This window comes from Streptomyces sp. NPDC024632, from assembly GCF_055559175.1.
Genome location: NZ_JBVHLD010000020.1, coordinates 1 through 17,569, shown reverse-complemented (window position 1 = coordinate 17,569; position 17,569 = coordinate 1). Strand labels below are relative to the sequence as shown.

11 protein-coding genes and 3 pseudogenes are annotated in these 17,569 nt (G+C 67.7%); 8 read left to right on the top strand and 6 right to left on the bottom strand.

Going from position 1 to position 17,569, the window contains the following annotated elements:
- Positions 1–323: 323 nt before the first annotated feature.
- Both ACZ37P_RS32140 and adh read left to right on the top strand, forming a co-directional pair.
- Positions 324–1,556, top strand: coding sequence for a GAF domain-containing protein (locus ACZ37P_RS32140; RefSeq protein WP_355335078.1), 1,233 nt, complete (start codon positions 324–326; stop codon positions 1,554–1,556).
- A gap of 189 nt (positions 1,557–1,745) precedes the next feature.
- Complete coding sequence (adh, locus tag ACZ37P_RS32135; RefSeq protein ID WP_188283206.1) at positions 1,746–3,263, top strand: aldehyde dehydrogenase; 1,518 nt, start codon at positions 1,746–1,748, stop codon at positions 3,261–3,263.
- Between the two features lie 60 nt (positions 3,264–3,323).
- Here adh and ACZ37P_RS32130 read toward each other — a convergent pair whose 3' ends face one another.
- The 3 genes and pseudogenes from ACZ37P_RS32130 to ACZ37P_RS32120 all read right to left on the bottom strand — a co-directional run.
- Positions 3,324–4,811, bottom strand: coding sequence for a tyrosine-type recombinase/integrase (locus ACZ37P_RS32130; protein WP_467349998.1), 1,488 nt, complete (start codon positions 4,809–4,811; stop codon positions 3,324–3,326).
- A complete protein-coding gene (locus ACZ37P_RS32125; RefSeq protein WP_467349874.1) occupies positions 4,811–5,005 on the bottom strand; it encodes a helix-turn-helix transcriptional regulator in 195 nt (64 codons plus the stop codon). Before ACZ37P_RS32125 ends, ACZ37P_RS32130 begins: the two co-directional genes overlap by 1 nt.
- A gap of 506 nt (positions 5,006–5,511) precedes the next feature.
- Positions 5,512–6,465, bottom strand: a pseudogene (locus ACZ37P_RS32120) (tyrosine-type recombinase/integrase); the annotation flags it as partial.
- A 340-nt stretch (positions 6,466–6,805) separates the two neighbouring features.
- Between ACZ37P_RS32120 and ACZ37P_RS32115 the strand changes: the two are divergent.
- From ACZ37P_RS32115 to ACZ37P_RS32100, 4 genes and pseudogenes are all read left to right on the top strand, one after another.
- The gene (locus ACZ37P_RS32115; protein ID WP_467349872.1) at positions 6,806–9,940 is read left to right on the top strand and encodes an RHS repeat-associated core domain-containing protein; all 3,135 of its coding nucleotides are present in this window, start codon (positions 6,806–6,808) and stop codon (positions 9,938–9,940) included.
- A gap of 329 nt (positions 9,941–10,269) precedes the next feature.
- Positions 10,270–10,470, top strand: coding sequence for a hypothetical protein (locus tag ACZ37P_RS32110; RefSeq protein ID WP_467349871.1), 201 nt, complete (start codon positions 10,270–10,272; stop codon positions 10,468–10,470).
- A gap of 938 nt (positions 10,471–11,408) precedes the next feature.
- Positions 11,409–11,603: a hypothetical protein gene (locus tag ACZ37P_RS32105; RefSeq protein ID WP_467349997.1), complete on the top strand. Its 195-nt coding sequence runs from the start codon at positions 11,409–11,411 to the stop codon at positions 11,601–11,603.
- A 90-nt stretch (positions 11,604–11,693) separates the two neighbouring features.
- Positions 11,694–12,095 (top strand): annotated as a pseudogene (locus tag ACZ37P_RS32100) (transposase family protein); the annotation flags it as partial.
- Positions 12,096–12,252: 157 nt separating this feature from the next.
- On the opposite strand, the gene ACZ37P_RS32095 reads toward ACZ37P_RS32100, so the two are convergent.
- Both ACZ37P_RS32095 and ACZ37P_RS32090 read right to left on the bottom strand, forming a co-directional pair.
- The gene (locus ACZ37P_RS32095) at positions 12,253–12,873 is read right to left on the bottom strand and encodes a 2'-5' RNA ligase family protein (RefSeq protein WP_467349869.1); all 621 of its coding nucleotides are present in this window, start codon (positions 12,871–12,873) and stop codon (positions 12,253–12,255) included.
- Between the two features lie 14 nt (positions 12,874–12,887).
- Entirely contained in the window at positions 12,888–13,631 is a 744-nt protein-coding gene (locus ACZ37P_RS32090) for an XRE family transcriptional regulator (RefSeq protein WP_467349867.1), read from the bottom strand.
- A 1,154-nt stretch (positions 13,632–14,785) separates the two neighbouring features.
- Between ACZ37P_RS32090 and ACZ37P_RS32085 the strand changes: the two genes are divergently transcribed.
- Both ACZ37P_RS32085 and ACZ37P_RS32080 read left to right on the top strand, forming a co-directional pair.
- Positions 14,786–16,690 carry an aldo/keto reductase gene (locus ACZ37P_RS32085; protein WP_467349865.1) on the top strand — a complete coding sequence of 635 codons (1,905 nt, stop codon included), beginning with the start codon at positions 14,786–14,788 and terminating at the stop codon, positions 16,688–16,690.
- On the top strand, positions 16,687–17,313 hold the full coding sequence (locus tag ACZ37P_RS32080) for an NUDIX hydrolase (protein ID WP_467349863.1): 627 nt from the start codon (positions 16,687–16,689) through the stop codon (positions 17,311–17,313). The genes ACZ37P_RS32085 and ACZ37P_RS32080 overlap by 4 nt, the downstream gene beginning before the upstream one ends.
- A gap of 170 nt (positions 17,314–17,483) precedes the next feature.
- Here the strand turns inward: ACZ37P_RS32080 and ACZ37P_RS32075 are convergent.
- Positions 17,484–17,569 (bottom strand): annotated as a pseudogene (locus tag ACZ37P_RS32075) (IS5/IS1182 family transposase); the annotation flags it as partial.

The window sequence follows — 17,569 nt, the reverse complement described above, 5'->3', positions numbered from 1 at the left end:
CCTCCCCCCCCCCCCCGCCCCCCCCCCCCCCCCTCCCCCCACCCCCCCGCCCCCCCCCCCCCCCCCCCCCCCCCCCCCCCCCCCCCCCTCCGTCGCGTCCTGGGAGCCGTACGAGGCGCGCGAGCGGTACGAGCGGCCTGAGCGGCCCGTGCCGTTCTGTTGCCGACCGGACTCGAACGCGGTGCGGACTGCCGCGAACAGCCTTCCTGCGGGCGAGGTGTCCGATTATGATGCGGATCACGCCGCCTCCCCTACGAGGTGGCACCCGGCAGTGCCCGGACATCCATGTCGACGACGAAGACGACACAGAAGTCGGGAAGGCCATGGCAGAGCAGGGTGCGCTCCAGCACCGCAGGACCGTACTGGAAAACGAATGGGCCCGCCGCGTACCGCAGTTGAGGTCGGCGGGGGGCTATCCGGCGGGCCCGGCGCCGCTGCGCCGTGAGGTCACCGACTCCTGGGTGCGCAGCGTCGGCACGGTGGATCCCGCGCGGGACAGCGCGCCGGTCTCCGAGGACGGCGCGGTCCATCCGCGGTGGAAGGGTTCGCCGCTGCGCGCGCCGGTCGCCGACCTGTCGGGGGAACTGCACAGCATCGCCGAGGACGCGGGTTTCGTCGCGGCGGTGACCGACGAGTCCGGCACGATCCTGTGGACGTGCGGCGGCAGGCTGATGCGGCGCAGGGCGGAGCGGGTCAATTTCGCGCCGGGCGGGCGGTGGGACGAGCGCGCGATGGGCACCAACGCGCTTTCCCTGGCGCTGCGCACCGGCCGCCCGAGCACGGTCTTCTCCGCCGAGCACCTGGTCGCCGCCCTGCACGGCTGGGTCTGTTACTGCGCGCCCATCCACGCCCCCGACGGCCGGGTGCTGGGCGTCCTCGACCTCTCCACCACCTGGGACCGCTCGCACCCGCTGGCCCTGCCGACCGTACGCACCCTGGCCTCCGCCATCGAGGCCCGGCTACTGGACGGCGCTCCGGAGCCGCAGCGACCCGCCGGTCTCGAACTGCGCTGCCTCGGTACGGCGCAGGCCAGCAGCGACGGTGAGCCGCTGCATCTGCCGCCGCGCCAACTGGAGATCCTGACGCTGCTCGCCCTGGAGCCCGAGGGCTTCGCGCCCGACCGGCTGCGGGCGTCGCTGTACGGCGACCGCTGCGTGACCGCGTCCACGTTCAAGGCCGAACTGTCGCATCTGCGGCGCGCGCTGAACGGCGGGGTAGCGACCAGGCGGTACGCGCTGACGGTGCCGGTGAGCTGCGACGCGGCCGAGGTGCTGCGGGCGCTGGAGTGCGGTGACATCGCGGCGGCCGTCGGCCACTACCGCGGGCCGCTGCTGCCGATGTCGGAGGCGCCGGGCATCGTGGCCTGGCGCGAGCATCTGGAAGTGGTGGTCCGCGAGGCGGTGCTCGCCGACACCCGCCCCGAGCACGCGCTGCGGTACGGGGAGCGGGCGCCGTACGACGCCGCCGTGCACGAGCACGCGCTGCGGCTGCTCGGTCCCGGCGACGCGCGGCGCGGGATCGCGGCGAGCCGGCTGAACGCGGCGCTGCGGAGCTGACGCGACGGTCACCGGCCGTGCGGGAAGCGGCGCCCGCGCGCCCCGGCGTCCGCACAGGTCCCGCGCCGCCAACCTTGCGTGCCCCGGCGTCCGCACAGGCCCCGCGCCGCCAACCTTTTGCCAACCTCGGGCCACCACAGTGAGTGCTGACACCGTAACCCGCACACCGGTACACCGAGGAGCGCCGCCATGGTCTATGCGCAGCCAGGCACCGAGGGCAGCATTGTCAGCTTCGCCCAGCGGTACGACAACTTCATCGGGGGCGACTGGGTCGCACCGGCCGAGGGACAGTATTTCGACAACCCGTCCCCGGTGACCGGTGAGACCTTCTGCCAGGTCGCGCGGTCCACCGCGCCGGACATCGAGCTGGCCCTGGACGCCGCGCACGCGGCCGCCGGTCCGTGGGGCCGCACCTCGGCCACGGAGCGGGCGAACATCCTCAACAAGATCGCCGACCGGATCGAGGAGAACCTCGAACGGCTGGCGGTGGCCGAGACGTGGGAGAACGGCAAGCCGGTCCGCGAGACGCTGGCCGCCGACCTGCCGCTGGCGGTGGACCACTTCCGCTACTTCGCGGGAGCGCTGCGCGCCCAGGAGGGCAGCATCTCGGAGATCGACGCCGACACCGTCGCGTACCACTACCACGAGCCGTTGGGCGTGGTCGGCCAGATCATCCCGTGGAACTTCCCGATCCTGATGGCCACATGGAAGCTCGCGCCGGCGCTGGCCGCGGGCAACTGCGTGGTCATCAAGCCCGCCGAGCAGACTCCGGTCAGCCTGTTGGTCGTCATCGAGCTGATCGCCGACCTGCTGCCCGCCGGTGTGCTCAACGTCGTCAACGGATTCGGCGTGGAGGCGGGCAAGCCGCTCGCGTCGAGCCCGCGGGTGGCGAAGGTGGCCTTCACCGGTGAGACCACGACCGGGCGGCTGATCATGCAGTACGCCAGCGAGAACATCATCCCGGTGACGCTGGAGCTGGGCGGCAAGAGCCCGAACATCTTCCTGCCGGACGTGATGGCCGCGGACGACGACTACCTCGACAAGGCGATCGAGGGCTTCGTGATGTTCGCCCTCAACCAGGGCGAGGTCTGCACCTGTCCGTCCCGCGCGCTGATCCACTCCTCGATCTACGACGAGTTCATGGCCCGCTGTCTGGAGCGGACCCGCGCCATCGTCGGCGGCGACCCGCTGGACCCGGCGACCATGCTCGGTGCCCAGGCCAGCAACGACCAGTACGAGAAGATCCTGTCGTACTTCGACATCGGCAAGCAGGAGGGCGCCGAGGTCCTGACCGGCGGCACCAGCCGTACTGTCCCCGGCCTGGAGGGCGGCTTCTACATCGAGCCGACGATCTTCCGCGGCACCAACAACATGCGGATCTTCCAGGAGGAGATCTTCGGCCCGGTCGTCTCGGTCACCACCTTCGACTCCACCGACGAGGCCCTCAAGCTCGCCAACGACACCCTGTACGGCCTCGGCGCGGGCGTCTGGACCCGCGACGGCAACACCGCCTACCGGCTCGGCCGCGAGATCAAGGCGGGCCGCGTCTGGACCAACTGCTACCACGCCTACCCGGCCCACGCGGCCTTCGGCGGCTACAAGAATTCCGGCATCGGCCGCGAGAACCACAAGATGATGCTCGAGCACTACCAGCAGACCAAAAACCTCTTGGTCTCGTACTCCCCGAAGAAACTCGGCTTCTTCTAAAACCGCGAAATGTGGTGCCTGACCTGGACGTTCGTCAGATCAGGCACCACATTAACGCCATCAGCGGCGCCGAGGCGCGGTGCCCGGTATTCTCCCGATATCTCCCACTGGTCTCCCACCTCTGACCAGCTGTTCCGGGGCATTTCCGGGCCGGATTCCCTGAGGCCCCTTGTCGGCGGCCTCTTCTGTGTCCGCCCAGCGGCGCATGGACTCCTCGATGCGGCCGTTGGCGTAATCCTGCGCTCCCGCGAGGAACTTCGCGTAGTAGCCGAACATGACCTGGATGCTCTGCCCAGCGCGTCGGGCGCACTCGGCAGGGTCAACGCCTGAGGCGAGCCAGAAGGAGATTCCTGCATGCCGCAGGTCGTAGGGCCGCTTCGCCAACCGCAGAGCCTGTTCATCCAGTGTCAGCGCAGCAGCCCGCGCTCTGGCCCAGGTGACTCCATAGGCGCCGGCGTCGACGTAGCCACCAGCCGAGTTCCGGAATATCCGCCCGTCGTCTGCCACGCCGAACCGATGCACGTGTGCACGCAAGGTGGCGACGAAGTCCGGTGGAATGGGCACGGGCCGGGTGGCGTTGGCGGCGCGCCGCTTCAAAGAGTGGACCTCGTGCACGGAGCCGTCGTTGGACCAGCCCTTCCCTGCGATGACGACTCCTCCTTTCAGGTTGAGCAGTCCCCATCCCGTCGTGGGCAGCATGCACTGCGAGAGCTGAAGGTGGATGACCTCCGAAGGGCGCATTGCGGCGTAGTACATGCAACCGAAGAATGCTTCCAAGTGGGGACCCCGCCCCTTCTGCGTCCCGACCGCAGCGAGGAGGCGCGCGACTTGATGGGGGTTCGGGACGCAGTCCGGATCGACTTCATCAACGTGGCCCGGGGGCGTCCAGCGCAGACCGGCCATGGGATTCTGTACGAAGTACCCGCGCTCCACAGCCGCAGAGAAAACCTCGTTCACCGCGGCTTTTTTGCGCTTAACGGTCTTGGGTGCAGCTGGATTCCCGTCTAGCTTGAACGACAAACTGTCCAGACCCCGTCGCAGGACATCAGGATCCATCAGTTCGCTCACCGGGACCGAGTGTCGTTCCAGCCAGGTCAGCGCGTCACGCCATTCGTCAGGCGGGTCCGTGCTCCAGGCGTTCTTGTTGAACCCCCACGAGTACAGCGCGCGCCTCAGCACACGGGGATCTGTATAGGCACTACCAGAGCGCACGAATGCGGGGGTTACGGTAGCCAGAGCATCGGCCAGAGTTCGGCGAGTGTTGCCGGGCGTGCGGGTCCACCGCTGATCCATGTAGTCGTGGGCCAGGCTGTACCAGGTCTTCTGTTGCCTGGCGGCCCGGACCTCTGAGGCGGGAAGTCCCGATTCCTGATCGAAGGGTTCACCATCACGAGCAGACGTCATAAGCTTCGAGCGCCGGCTCTCAGCCAGCCCTTTAGTCAGGAAGGACTCGGATTTCTCGTGGCCGTTGACGGTCCAGCGGACCTCGAAGCCCTTGCGCCGGTCGGGACGCTCGCGGATCTCCCAGAACCGTACCTTATAGCTCATCACCAACTCTGGGGGCTCTCCTCGCATGCTCTCCACCAGGCGTCCAGGTCGGCCCGCCTGCAGCGTAGTTCACCATTCGGTAGTTTGATCATGCGCGGTGCTAGGTTCCTGGCACGTAGCCGATAGAACGCAGACGGGCTCATCCGGATCTCCGCCAAGACTTCGGCGAGCTTGAGCGCGGGAGGACGGCTCATATTCTCCTTCGTACAACAGCAACTCAGCGACTATTGGCATGCGCCCTCGGAAACAGTTACGTGGGCACCGGGGACATCACCAATGATCCACAGGAAACGCGTTTTGCCTGACGGTATTTTCTGGGCTATAAGGAGCCCGCGGACCCCACAAAAATTCCACCAGACGGCTCTGGACACGACCACGCCCAGCGCATCTCGTCGACCTCGACCGCGGGCGTTAGAGCAACGTCCTCCGGACGTGTGCGCAGGTTCGAATCCTGCCGGGGGCACCTTCGACTTCTCGCAGGTCAAGTGCCTAGAAAACCCTCTGATCAGGCAGAACGTCTGATCAGAGGGTTTTTGCTTGGGCAGCAGGTCTAGGCCACTACAGGCAGCCAAAAGCACCTCCAGGCCGGACCGCGTGACGCATTTGTGACGCGAAATCGCGGCACGGTTCGCCGGAAGACACCGAAACGGGTGCGGCCCCGGACAGGTGTCCAGGGCCGCGGCAGGTCGTTGGGAAGGTGCTAGTTGTACTCGTCCAGCAGGGCCTCGATGCGCTGGTTGGCGATCTCGCGCCTGCCGTAAAGGCACTTAGCGTAACGGGCGAGGAGGACCTCGACGCTGTTGCCGGCCCGCTCGGCGACCTCGGTCGGGTCGACTCCGGCGTTCAGCCAGTTGGACAGGGCCGAGTGCCGCAGGTCGTAGGGCCGGTGGGCCAGCGGGGAGCGCACCAGGCGCGGCGGCAGCCCGAAGTGCCTGGCGTCGTGCCAGACCCGGTCGTAGGTGGAGGAGCCCAGGACTCCGCGCCGCTCGTTGAAGAACAGCCGCCCGTCCTCCGCCACGCCGTGCGTCCGGATGCTCTCCTTCAAGCTCACCACGAGGCGGGGCGGCAGCGGCACCACCCGGGTGTCCTCCGCAGCCCGGTTCTTCAACCCCCGGTCGTCATGGACCTCACCGGAGTCCGTCCACCGCTTGCCCGCCGTCGGGCGGGTCCGATGCAGAGTAGCGCTTCCCCACCCACGCGCCGGCAGGGTGCAGTCGTCCTCGGACAGCCCGATGGCCTCCGCCGGGCGGAGCCCCGCGTAGTACATGGCGCCGAACAGCCCCACCAGCCGCCGCCCCCGGGCCCGGTGATAGCCCCCGACATAGGAGACGGCCGTCAGGAGCGAGACGGCCTGGGCGGGGTTGGCCACCACCCGCGGATCGACCTCGGCGGCCACCTTCGGCTTCTCCCACTTCACCCCGTGCACCGGGTTCTCCACGAAGTCCCCCCGGTCCACTGCGTAGTTCAGGGCCGCCACGAACGTCTTCCGCTTGCGGCGCACCGTCGCCCCGGCAGCCGCCTTCCCGTCCAGCCGCAGCTTGAAGGAGTCCAGCACCTCCCGCACCACCACCGGCTCCTTCACCTCCGCCAGCGGCCGGGACGCCTTCGCCACCCAGCCCAGCACCCGCGCCACCTCCGGCGGAAGCTCCCGCTTGGCCGAAAATCGCTTATCAAACTGAGGATCGATAAAAAGCGGTAGCACACGGTCACGTGACCATGACAGGTTGTGGCTTCTCCTGGGAGCCGCTGGGGCTGCCAGGGACTCTTTCCATGGGGGGAAGATGAGCAACAAGCCCACGGCGGGCGCGATTTCGCATGCCCGCCGCCGCTCACGCTGGAGCCTCGCCGCAGCGTCAACGGTTCTCGCCGTTGCCGCTGCAGGAATCCCGCTGAGCGCCGCTACCGCCGAGGCCGCGCCGGCCGATCCCGCTTCAGTCTGGGGTCACCGTCACCAGGTCAGCGTTCCGTCGATTCCGGTGGGCACCAACCGGCCGGTGCCCTCCGACACGCACCTGACGGCTGCGGCGTCGGCGGGCGCCTCCGCTCGCCGGGCGCGCGGCGCCGCCGGGAGCCAGACGGTCAGCCCGCTTGCGGCGCCGCCGTCGGGCCAGGGGCAGGTGCCGTGGCACCAGTACTCCGACACCCGCCTGACGGACTCGCTGGTAGCCCGGGTCGACCTGTCGTCGGGTGACTTCCTGCTGGCGGGCACCGACTTCGACATCGCCGGAGCCGGTGACCGGCTGCAACTGACCCGGACCTACTCCTCGTTCACCGGGGTCGGCGGCACACTCGGCACCCGCTGGTGGGCGAGCTACGACCGGCGCCTGCAGATCTCCGGTACGGACGTCTACGTCATTGATTCCACCGGCGGCAGCGCCCACTTCACCGTCGGCACCGGCAGCGCCTACACCACCCCGGCGGGATACTCCCAGGACCTGGTCAAGAACAGCGACGGCACCTACTCCCTCACCAGCCGCAAGTCCGGCTCCAAGGACACCTACAGCTCCGCCGGCGTGCTGACGAAGGTCACCGACCGCAACGGCGCCACCATCACCGTCACCCAGCACTCGGGCGGCGGCTACAAGCTCACCGAGGACCGCACCGGGCGGTCCGTCGACCTGGCGCCGTACAACACCACGCAGTGGCGGGCGACCGACAACACCGGCCGGTACGCCAAGTACGACACCGACGGATACGGCAACCTCGTCAAAACCACCGACACCGCAGACGGCGCAACCGTCTTCGGCTACGAGTCGCTGTCCGACGGCTCGTTCCGGATCAACAAGATCACCAGCCCGGACGGCAACATCACCCGGATCTCCTACGACTCCTCGAACCGGGTGCGTTCCGTTCAGCGGATCACCGACACCGCCGCGAACACCGGCCCCACCTGGACCTACGCCTACTCCGCCGCCGTCGGCGCCGCAGGCACCACCACGGCTACCGACCCCAACACCCACGCCACCACCTACACCGTGAACACCGACGGCACGGTCACCAAGGTCACCGATGCTCTGACGCACTCACGGTCGACGACGTACGACTCGAACCACAACGTCAAGACCGCAACCGACGCCATGGGCACTGGCGGGACCGGCGGCAACGTCACCGTCTACGGGTTCGACGCCCGCAACAACCCGTCCTCGGTGGGGCTGCCGACCGGCGCCTCGGCCGCGTTCGGACAGTACTCCACGATCGCGGGTGTGGACGTGCCGCCGGACTTCACCGACGCACAGGGCAACAAGACCAGCTACTCCTACGACACCGCCGGCAACACCAAGACCGTCTCGGTGACCGGCGACGCGGCCGCGTCCCGCTCGTACACCTACAACGACGCGACCCCGTCCTGCGGCGGTTTCAAGGGCCAGCGCTGCACCGCCAAGGACGCGAACGGCAAGACGACGTCGTTCCACTACGACACCAGCGGCAATCTGGACAAGGTCACCCCGCCCGCACCGCTCGGCGCCACCACCTACACCTACGACGCGCTCGGCCGCCCGCACACCGCCACCGACGGCCGCAACATCACCACCACCTACACCTACGACGGCCGCGACCGCACCACCAATGTGGCCACCTCCGGCGGCGCGAACGTGGTGTACGTCTTCGACGGTGACGGCAACCGGACCTCCCGCACCGACGCCACCGGCACTACGACCTACCAGCCGGACGCCCTGAACCGCGAATCGCTGCGCACGCTGCCCGACACCTCCACGACGCTGCTGACCTACGACCCGGCCGGCAACGTCGCCACCTACACCGACCCCACCGGCCAGGTCATCTACGGCTACGACGCCGCCAACAACCTCCACACCCTCAAAGACCCCTCCGGCTCGACCACCACGTACACCTACAACAACGACGACGTGCTGACCTCCGTCGCCTACCCCGGCGGCACCACCGAGACCATCGTCCCGGACAACTCCAGCCGCCCCAAGTCGATCACCGCCAAGGCCGGTTCGACGACGCTGGTCGATCTCGCCTACACCTACACCTCCGGTCCCTCCGGTACCGACGGTGCCCTGATCCACACCCGCGCCGACAACGTCGCCGGCACCACACAGACCTACGCCTACGACTCCCAGGACCAGGCATACCGCACGGTGGAGACCAACTCAGCCGGCACTCGCACCGCCGGATGGCTGTACTGCCACGACGCGGCCGGCAACCTGACCGACACCGACACCACCGCCACCGCTTCCAGCACCTGCGCCGACGCCACCATTTTCGACTACGCCTACAACGACGCGTCCCAGCTCACCGACCCGCACAGCCTCGACCCCAACGCTTGGACGTATGACAGCGCAGGCGACGAAACCAACGGCGCCTCGCCCGTCGGCGCACGCACCGGCGAAGCCTGGTCGGACTTCAACCAGCTCACCTCCCTCACCGTCGGGGGCACCTCCTACACCGCGGACTACGCCGGCACCGACAACGGCGAACGCACCCGCTTCAACACCACCAGCTTCCACAACGGCCCCGAAGGGCTCGCCGCTTCCACCACCGCCGGCGTGGACACCGGATTCACCCGCGAGCCCGGGGGCACACTCAACTCCATGAGGACCGGGGGAAAGAACTACTACTACCTCACCGATGCAGCCGGATCCGTTCTCGGCCTGGTCGACAACACCGGCGCCCGCGTGGCCGGCTACACCTACACCCCCGCCGGAAAATCCCGAAGCGCCACCGGCACCCTCACCCAGCCCTACCGCTTCCAAGGCGCCTACCTCGACCCCACCGGCCTGTACAAAATGGGCGCCCGCTACTACGACCCCGCCATCACCCGCTTCACCCAGACCGACCCCTCCGGCCAGGAAACCAACCCCTACGCCGCCTTCGGCAACGACCCCATCAACCACACCGACCCCAACGGCACATTCACGTTCGCCGATGCAGTGGGCGTCGCAGCAGGGACTCTCACGGGCGTGGCAGCAGGTGCGTTGGTAGGCGCAGCGTGCGTCGGTACGGGAGGAATCGGCTGCATGGCAGCAACGGTGGTGACTGCTGGACTGTGGGGTGCAGCAGGTGGGGGCCTGGGCGCCACGGTGGCCGGAGGAGGCGAGGAAGAGCGAGTGAACGGAGCGCTGGGTGGACTCGTTGGCGCTCTCACCGGCGGATTTTTCGCCTAAGCTCATGCTATGGAGGGACTAGTGAACGACGAGGATAAAAAGCGGAGAATTATCCGCGTCATTGCATGCGGGATTGCAACCTCAGTTGCGGGAGTCATCGCCACTTCCGTAGGAGCATTCGATTGGCCAGTATGGCAGTCCGCTCTCGTTTTCGGCGCGGCTGGGCTGGTTTCCGGAATCCTTTACGTGAGGATCTCAAAAAACCGACAATCAGCCTGATCTCGAAAGATTCAGTGGCCCGACAGTGAAGTCCCGGCAGCCCACTGCAGGCCCAACACACCGCACATTGGGGATAGGAAGACTCGGAGCCAGTGCGTCGCGGAGCCTGCATGACGAAGCTTGTAATGTCATCAAGCTTGATGGTGTTGGTCCTGGTGGCGGCGGGCATCGCGATGGTGACCACATCGCCCAACGCAACCGACCATCCAGTCATTTGGTGGGTTTCCCTTGTAGTCGCCATCGTGACCGTCGCCCTCGTCCTCACTGTCCGGCGACTGGCCCGCACACGGTCAACTGAATTGGAGCGCTGACGACTCGCTGTAGTGAGATCGTGTGATAGAAGAATTATGGGGCGCCAGATTTTGTCTGGCGCCCCATAAGCCTGCAACGGAAAAGGTGGCCCGCCGAAGAAAGAATCATGGGAAAAGCCTGCAGGGAAGGGGTTCCCGGAGGCAGGCGGGATAAGCGGCCTTGTGCCGCCCCACGTAGGTAAACCGTGTTCCGTTGCGGAATGCGAGCAGCAGGCCAGGTTGCGGTCGCCTGAATCGCATGCTGTCGGATATGCCCCGGTCCGGTTTATGCTTCGGACAGGGCCCCGCCCTGCGCCGGCCGCGACCGGCGACTGGGCTGTCGGCCAGCAGACGTCTGCTCCGGGCCGCACTGAATATCCGGCCGCTGTGAGCGGCTGGAGTTGCGTCGGCGTCCTCGCCGTGGCAGCAGGAGGATTCCTGATCGGCTACGGAATCGCCATGTATACCTGACCGGCTAGAGAGGAAACCCAGTGACAGGTAAGTCCGCCATGATCGTGATCGTCGCAGCCGTCATTCTCATAGCGGCCGGCGCAGCGGTGGCTGCCGCAGCCAACGGCGGCGTCGAGCGGGGGATGGGCATAGGAATCCTCGCTTTGGGAGCGGTACTTGGCATCCTGGGGCTAGCCATGCGGAAGCGTCGGCCCACGTCGGCTTCCTGACCGCTGGCAACGCGACAAGTCCGCCAGCCGCGTAGCGGCTGGCGGACTTGTCGCGTTGCCCTTACGCCTTGGGGCGATCGGGCAGTTGACTGCCGACCGGTGTCCTCGCTCAAGAGGGCGGTATCGGCCACTTTCTGACGGACTCAAGGCGGTGTGGACACTTTCCGGGTGAGGGGCCGTGTCAGCGCTCATGCTCGGGAGCGGTGAGGCCGGGCAGCGCCCGAAGTCTCATGTGTGGGTCGGCTGGCGGAGGGACTGACCGTGACTTTGACGATCAACATGACGCTCCTGCTGACGGTCATCGTGGTGCTCCGGTTGCGCCGCCGCACTGAGGCCAGGAGCCGTACCGATGAACAGATGTCTGCGGTCATTGTGCTGGTCCTGGGCGTGCTGATCGCCCCGACAAAGTTCGGCCACGGGATCCTTCACGCCCTGAATCAGCTTGCTCAGAGCGTCTCGCAGATCCACATCTGACACCTTGTGGTGCGATGCCGTACGCAGGGCCGGTAACCGCACGGCCGGTTTCGGCGAAGCGCGTCACCAGGCTGCACCTGTACGCGGACGCACAAGAAACACGGCATGAACGTGCAGGTCCTCACCGATCCGTCCGGCCGACTGCTGTGGGCCTCACCGGCCCTGCCCGGCGCCGTCCACGACATCCGAGCAGCCCGCGAACACGGCATCATCGACGCCCTCGCCCAGGCCGACATCCCCTGCTGGGCCGACAAGGGCTACCGCGGCGCCGGCGGAACCGTCCGCATCCCGTACCGGGGACGATGGGAGACCCTCTCTGCCGGTCAGCAGGCGGTGAACCGGTCCCACGCGAAAATCCGCGCCCTCGTCGAGCAGGCCATGGCGACCCTCAAGAACTGGCGACTCCCGCGCAAACTCCGGTGCTCCACCACCCGGATAACCGCCTTCGTCCAAGCCGTCCTCAGCCTGCATCTGGCCAGCTCAAACCCATGATGGAAAAGGCTCACTGACGCGAGGCCTCGGTTCGCGGGTCAGGCGACACCTATTCGAAGTGAAATGTGAAGCAGGTGCCGATTCGGAGTTAATCTGCTCGCTCCTCCGGATCGGCACCCTGGGTCCGTTGCTGGGTAGCGCAGCCGACGTGTGATGTTCAGCCGAGTGGGATCTCAGCGATGGTTGTCCACTCGTACATCTGGTGGTCGCGGTTGATGCGTATCAAAGCCGCGTTGGTGACGCTGGTTGTCGCGGGGGCGACGTTCGAGCTTGTGATGGCTTCGGTGAACGGCGTTGACGGGCCGACTTTGTTGCTGTAGCCGACGGAGACATGCGGAGTGAATCCGCTGGAGCTTTCGGGGACTTCCGGAAGGACGTCGCCGATCGCAGCGCGGATGGCGTCCCGCAGCTCCCTTACGGGGTCTGCTGGTTGGACGAGCACGAGGATCGCCTCCGGGTCGACGACCGGTGTGCCGAGGGTAATGGCGAAGCGAGGTATCGCTCCAAGACGCGGCTTGGCGGCCTCGGCGATGGCATCGACAGTGTCCTCCGAGACTTCGCCGACGAAACCAATTCCTTGCATTGTCAGGTGGAGCCACTGGTCAGGTATGAGGTCCAGTCCACCGATGGGCGCGAGGGCCGCACGGTACTCGGCGGCGAAGCGCTGGACGTCCGCCTGATCGCCGAAGGTCAAGTGCCAGGTGTAGAAGGATCGGCCTTTGCGCCACCCGGGGCGCCACCACCAGTGGTTGATCATGGATTCGGGTGTTGTGGTCATGACGGGTGATCCAATCAGGCCGAGTCACCTCCTGGCCAGAGGGCCAGGAGTCGAGGAGCGCTGTCCTGGCACCAGTCGGTAAGGTGTGCGCGGGCCTTGACGCTGGCCGCTCCGCGGGCATTCGGACCACCCGCCATCATCGATCCGAGGTCGCGTATACGGCCGATCACGGTGTCTAGGCGCCGCTCGGGCGGCAATTCGAGGACCGGCTCCAGTTTGTCCATGATCGCCTCAGGCTTCTTTAGGCCGACGTATGCCATGGCTTGGCTGATGCTGGTCTGTGCTTCCGTGCCGTATACGCGCACCTGCTGGGCCCGAAGGTGTCCGAGGGCGCTGTCGGCCTGGGTTAGCGCCTCGCTGTAGGAGCCGATACGGAGAAGGGCTGCGGCGGCGTACTGCTCCTGCCTGCCGATCGAGCAGGACAGCAAGCCGCCAATCTCGTCTTCGCCCTCGATCGATTCACGGGCCGCTTCAGCGCGGCGCAAGGCGGCATGGGTCTCGTCCGTAGCGCCGAGGCGGCTCCAGGCGTCGGCTTCCTGACAGGCGAGCAACGCCTCCACGGTGCCAGGCGGGTTGTACGAGGCCCCCCGGCGGGCATGGTTGATGGCGTCGCGGTACCGACCGTCCCAGAACGCAATCTTCGAGCGAGTCGATGCCGTCCACGCCCTCAGTCCATTGAGCCCGACTGCTTCGCCGCACAACATTGCGGTACGCCCGTGGGTATCGGCGGCGGATAGGTGGCCGAGGTCACTGGACATCCAGGCCATCAGGCCACACACGTATCCGGCACACAGATAGAGATCTGCGGCCTGCTGGGGCGGCTGGTGGCCCTCCAGAAGCCGGAAGACTGTGTCACGCAGGGCCCGGGTGCGGGTGAAAACGTCGATTGCGTCGCCGACGAGGTAGTCGGCCGCGAGGGTACGGACGTCAGCTTGGATTTGTTCCAGTGCGTACTGTCCAACGTTGGTGCTCTCGGCCCACGCTGCCCAAGCTGCGCTCTACTCTGCGGCGCGCCGCACAGCGACAGCACCGGTCGGAAGATCGGGCGCGGTCCGTGCCGGAGGCTCGGGCGTAGGCGTTGCGGAGGGCTGAGGACCGGACGGACTGCGCGCGGCTGCCGCCGAAGGCATCGCCCTCCGGTCCTCAAAGTCCAGCAGTTCCAACACGTCGCACTCGTAGGCCGCAGCCATCAGGCGCAGGACCGCGTCCGAGGGCTTGCGCCCAGCTGTGAGCGGCCACTTCTCCCACTTTCCGAGGAGGGAGGCGTCCGCAGCGACGGCGTCAGGTCGTCCGGTGCCAACGGTGTTAATACGGTCTGCGGCTTCTTGGAGGCTCCAGCCGTGGGCGTGTCGCCATGCCTCGCGGGGCCGGAACGTGAATCGTGTCCGCAGTTCGGTTGCGATGTCTGAGCGGGTACATCCGGCAGCAAGCATTTCCCTGCGGAGCGCGTCGCGTTCCCTCTTGTTGCCCGGCGTCCTGTGGTGGGCCATGGCGAAGTCCCAGTGTGAATACGCAGTGATAGTGCCTTCACGGTAGTCCCATGCCACCCGTCCTGAGGGCGAGTTGACCGGAAAGCCACGCGCCCAGGTGTCCACAATCCCAGCCACGAGCGTGGATGTGCGCAGGTCAGCGGCTGCGTACGTCGCCAGATTTCTTGGGTTTTCCTGCCCGTGACGGTAAACAGCCGAAGCGGAATCGTGGTGCATCCAAACATTTCCCGCCGTCCGCTCGTCGCAAGACGGGCCTCATCAATTTCCGCGCTTCCAAATCCCGCGCCTGACGAGGACTCATGACCCCCGACCTGTCTCCCGCCCATCGGGCGCCGCGCCAACGCCAGCGGTTGTTACGGACGCCGTTGACGGTGCGGGCCCTTCTCGTGATCGTCGCGACGGTTTCCATTGCCTCGTTCCTCGTGTTGGCAGTGCTGGTCGCGGTCCCTGACTGGCGGCAGCAGACGAGCCTGCGCCGTGACTCGACGACCGGCCGGCTCGGCGGCGAGGCGAGTCTGCCTGTCTTTGTGGGGCTTCAGGCGGAGCGGACGCTGACCGCTGCCTACCTCGCGCATCCGACGTCGGCCGCGGAACAGGCTCTGCGCCGACAGCGGTTGAAGACCGATGCCGGGGCAGCCGAGTTCCGGACACTGTCGGGAACTCGACTGCGTACTGATGAGCGCCACCGTTTCGAGCACGTGGTGCGCATCTACGGCGAGTTGGACCGGCTGCCGCAGGTCCGGGGCTCGGTCGACGGGCGGAGCGGTGACGCCGACCAGATCACGGGCTACTACACCGGCGTGATCACCAGCCTGATCGAGTTCTACCAGGCGCTTTCCGCGATGGACGACGGCCCGCTGGTGCTGGAGACGCGCCCGCTCGTCGGGCTGTTCTACGCCTCGGACGCCCTGGCGCAACAGGACATGCTGATGACGCAGGCCAGGGCGTCGGGCGGGATGACCACCGGGCACCGGGTGGCGTTCGCGGAGGCGTACGGCGCGCAGCAGGTCATGTATGAGCGGTGGATCGCGCCGTATCTTCCGGGGGCGGAGAAAGCGCTCTACGACACAATCACCTCCAGTGCCGACTGGGCGGTGCTCCAGCGGGCGCAGCAGCAGGTGATCGCGGCGCCGTCGCACCACGGCGTCGTGGACGGCGGAGATCTTCCCCCGGTGTCGCAGTGGGGTCCGGCGTACGGGCGGGTGAGCCAGCAGATCGGCCAGCTCAATCTGGCGCGGACGCAGGGCCTGTTGCGGCATGGTTTCCAGCGTGCTGACGAGATCCGCGGCCATGTGATCTGGACCTCGGCGGGCATCCTGGCGGCGGTCGCGGTGATCGCGGGTCTGCTGGTGCTGCTGCTGCGCGCGATCTCCGCCCGGCTGGGCCAGTTGCGGCGGCAGACCGAGGACGGTGCCCGCCGGCTGCCGGAGATCGTCGCGCGGCTGCGGGCCGGTGAGAGGGTCGACGCACGCGCGGTCTTCCCCGATCCGGTGCAGGGCGACGAGTTCGGCCACGTCCAGCGTGCGCTGGCAGCAGCTCAGCGGACCGCGGTGGAGGTCGCCGCGGCGCAGGCCGCCGACCGGCGCGGCCTGGACGCGTTCGTCGCCGCGACCACCGACCGCACCCTGGTGGAGATCGGCAGGGCGCTGTGGATGCTGGAGACGGTCATGCGGCATCCGGAGGCCGCTGAGGTGCTGGCCGAACTCGTCTCGGTGGACGCCGCCGTCACCGTCGTCCGCCGTCACCAGGAGAACCTCGCCGCCCTGACCGGAGGGTTGAGCGACCCGCTGTTCGAACAGCCGAGGACGCTGCTGGACCTGGTCCTGGACGCGGGCGTCGAGACCGGCCAGCCCGGCCACCCCGCCTACCTCCGCGCGAACGTCGAATCGAGCCTGCGCCACCTCGCGCTGGACCGGCTCGACCTGTGCTACCTCCACCGCATCGACCCCGCCGTCCCGCTCGCCGACCAGCTCGGCCTCCTCCGTGACCTCCAGGACGAAGGAAAGATCGGGCACACCGGCCTGTCGAAAGTCACCCCCGACACCATCCGCGAATCACGCGAACACCTCACCGTCGCCGCGGTGCAGAACGTCCTCAACACCGCCCACCCCCACGACCCCGCCGTGGACCTCTGCCGCGAGCTGGCCATCCCCTACGTCCCCTACCGGCCGCTGGACGCCGGAACCCTGACCACGACATCCGGTCCTGGACCCGCCCTACGCTGGCTGCTCCAGCACGGCGGCCACGTCGCCCCCATCCCCGGCACCAGCTCCGCCACACACCTCGCGCAGCTCATCACCGCCGTCACAGCCCAGGCCGCCTCATGACCGCGCCAGCACCGGACGGGCCGCCGACACCATCGCCGCCCGCCACTGCACAACGACCGCCGTCCCCGCAGCCGCGCTATGACAACTGGCGTCCGCCGATCCGCTGGACCGCCGTGCTGATCTTCGTGGAGCACGGTCGGCTCATCCTCAACCAAGCCCCCGGAAACGGCCCCTGCATCCTGCCCGGCGGCCCCGTGCCCGAGGGCCAGCCACCGGCCGAGGCAGCCGTCCACGCCATGCTCGGCCGCAGACCCGGTCTGCCGGTCATCCGCGTGCTGGCCACCGACACCACACAGATGCGGCGCCGGCAAACGCACGTACACCTGCTCGCCACCACCCCCATCACCCCGGACCAGGCGGCCACGCTCCGCCCGCTCGACGCCCGCTCCACCCCGCTCGTCCTCCCCCTCCCCGACGCCCTCGACCAACTGCGCCCGCTGGGACGCCGCCGCGTTGAAGCCGCCCTTCGCGCGCTAGTCACCGGACAGACCCTCCGCCTCGATAACGGCATTCCCGCGGCTCCGCCAGCAGCACCTCCGTCACCGCCGGAGCTCACGGCCGACGCGCTTCCCGCGAACCGTCTGGTCACCATGCACCCCCCACACGCCATAGGCCGGCAGTAAATAAGAACAAACAGCCTATGACGCGTGTTTCGGGCACGGCGGGCGACCCTGCCGCGGACCCGCCGAACACCATTCCCCCGCCCGCGACACGGCAGCGTGCGCGCCACCGACGCACGGCCAGGCGGCCGAACACGTCGCTCGGTTCGCCTTCCCCGGCCCAGTGAGCATTTTCAGCGTTGCTTCTCCAGGGTGATGATGGCTTTGGTGATGACGCTCATGCGGTTGGGGCTGACGCGGGATCTGCGGAAGATCTGCC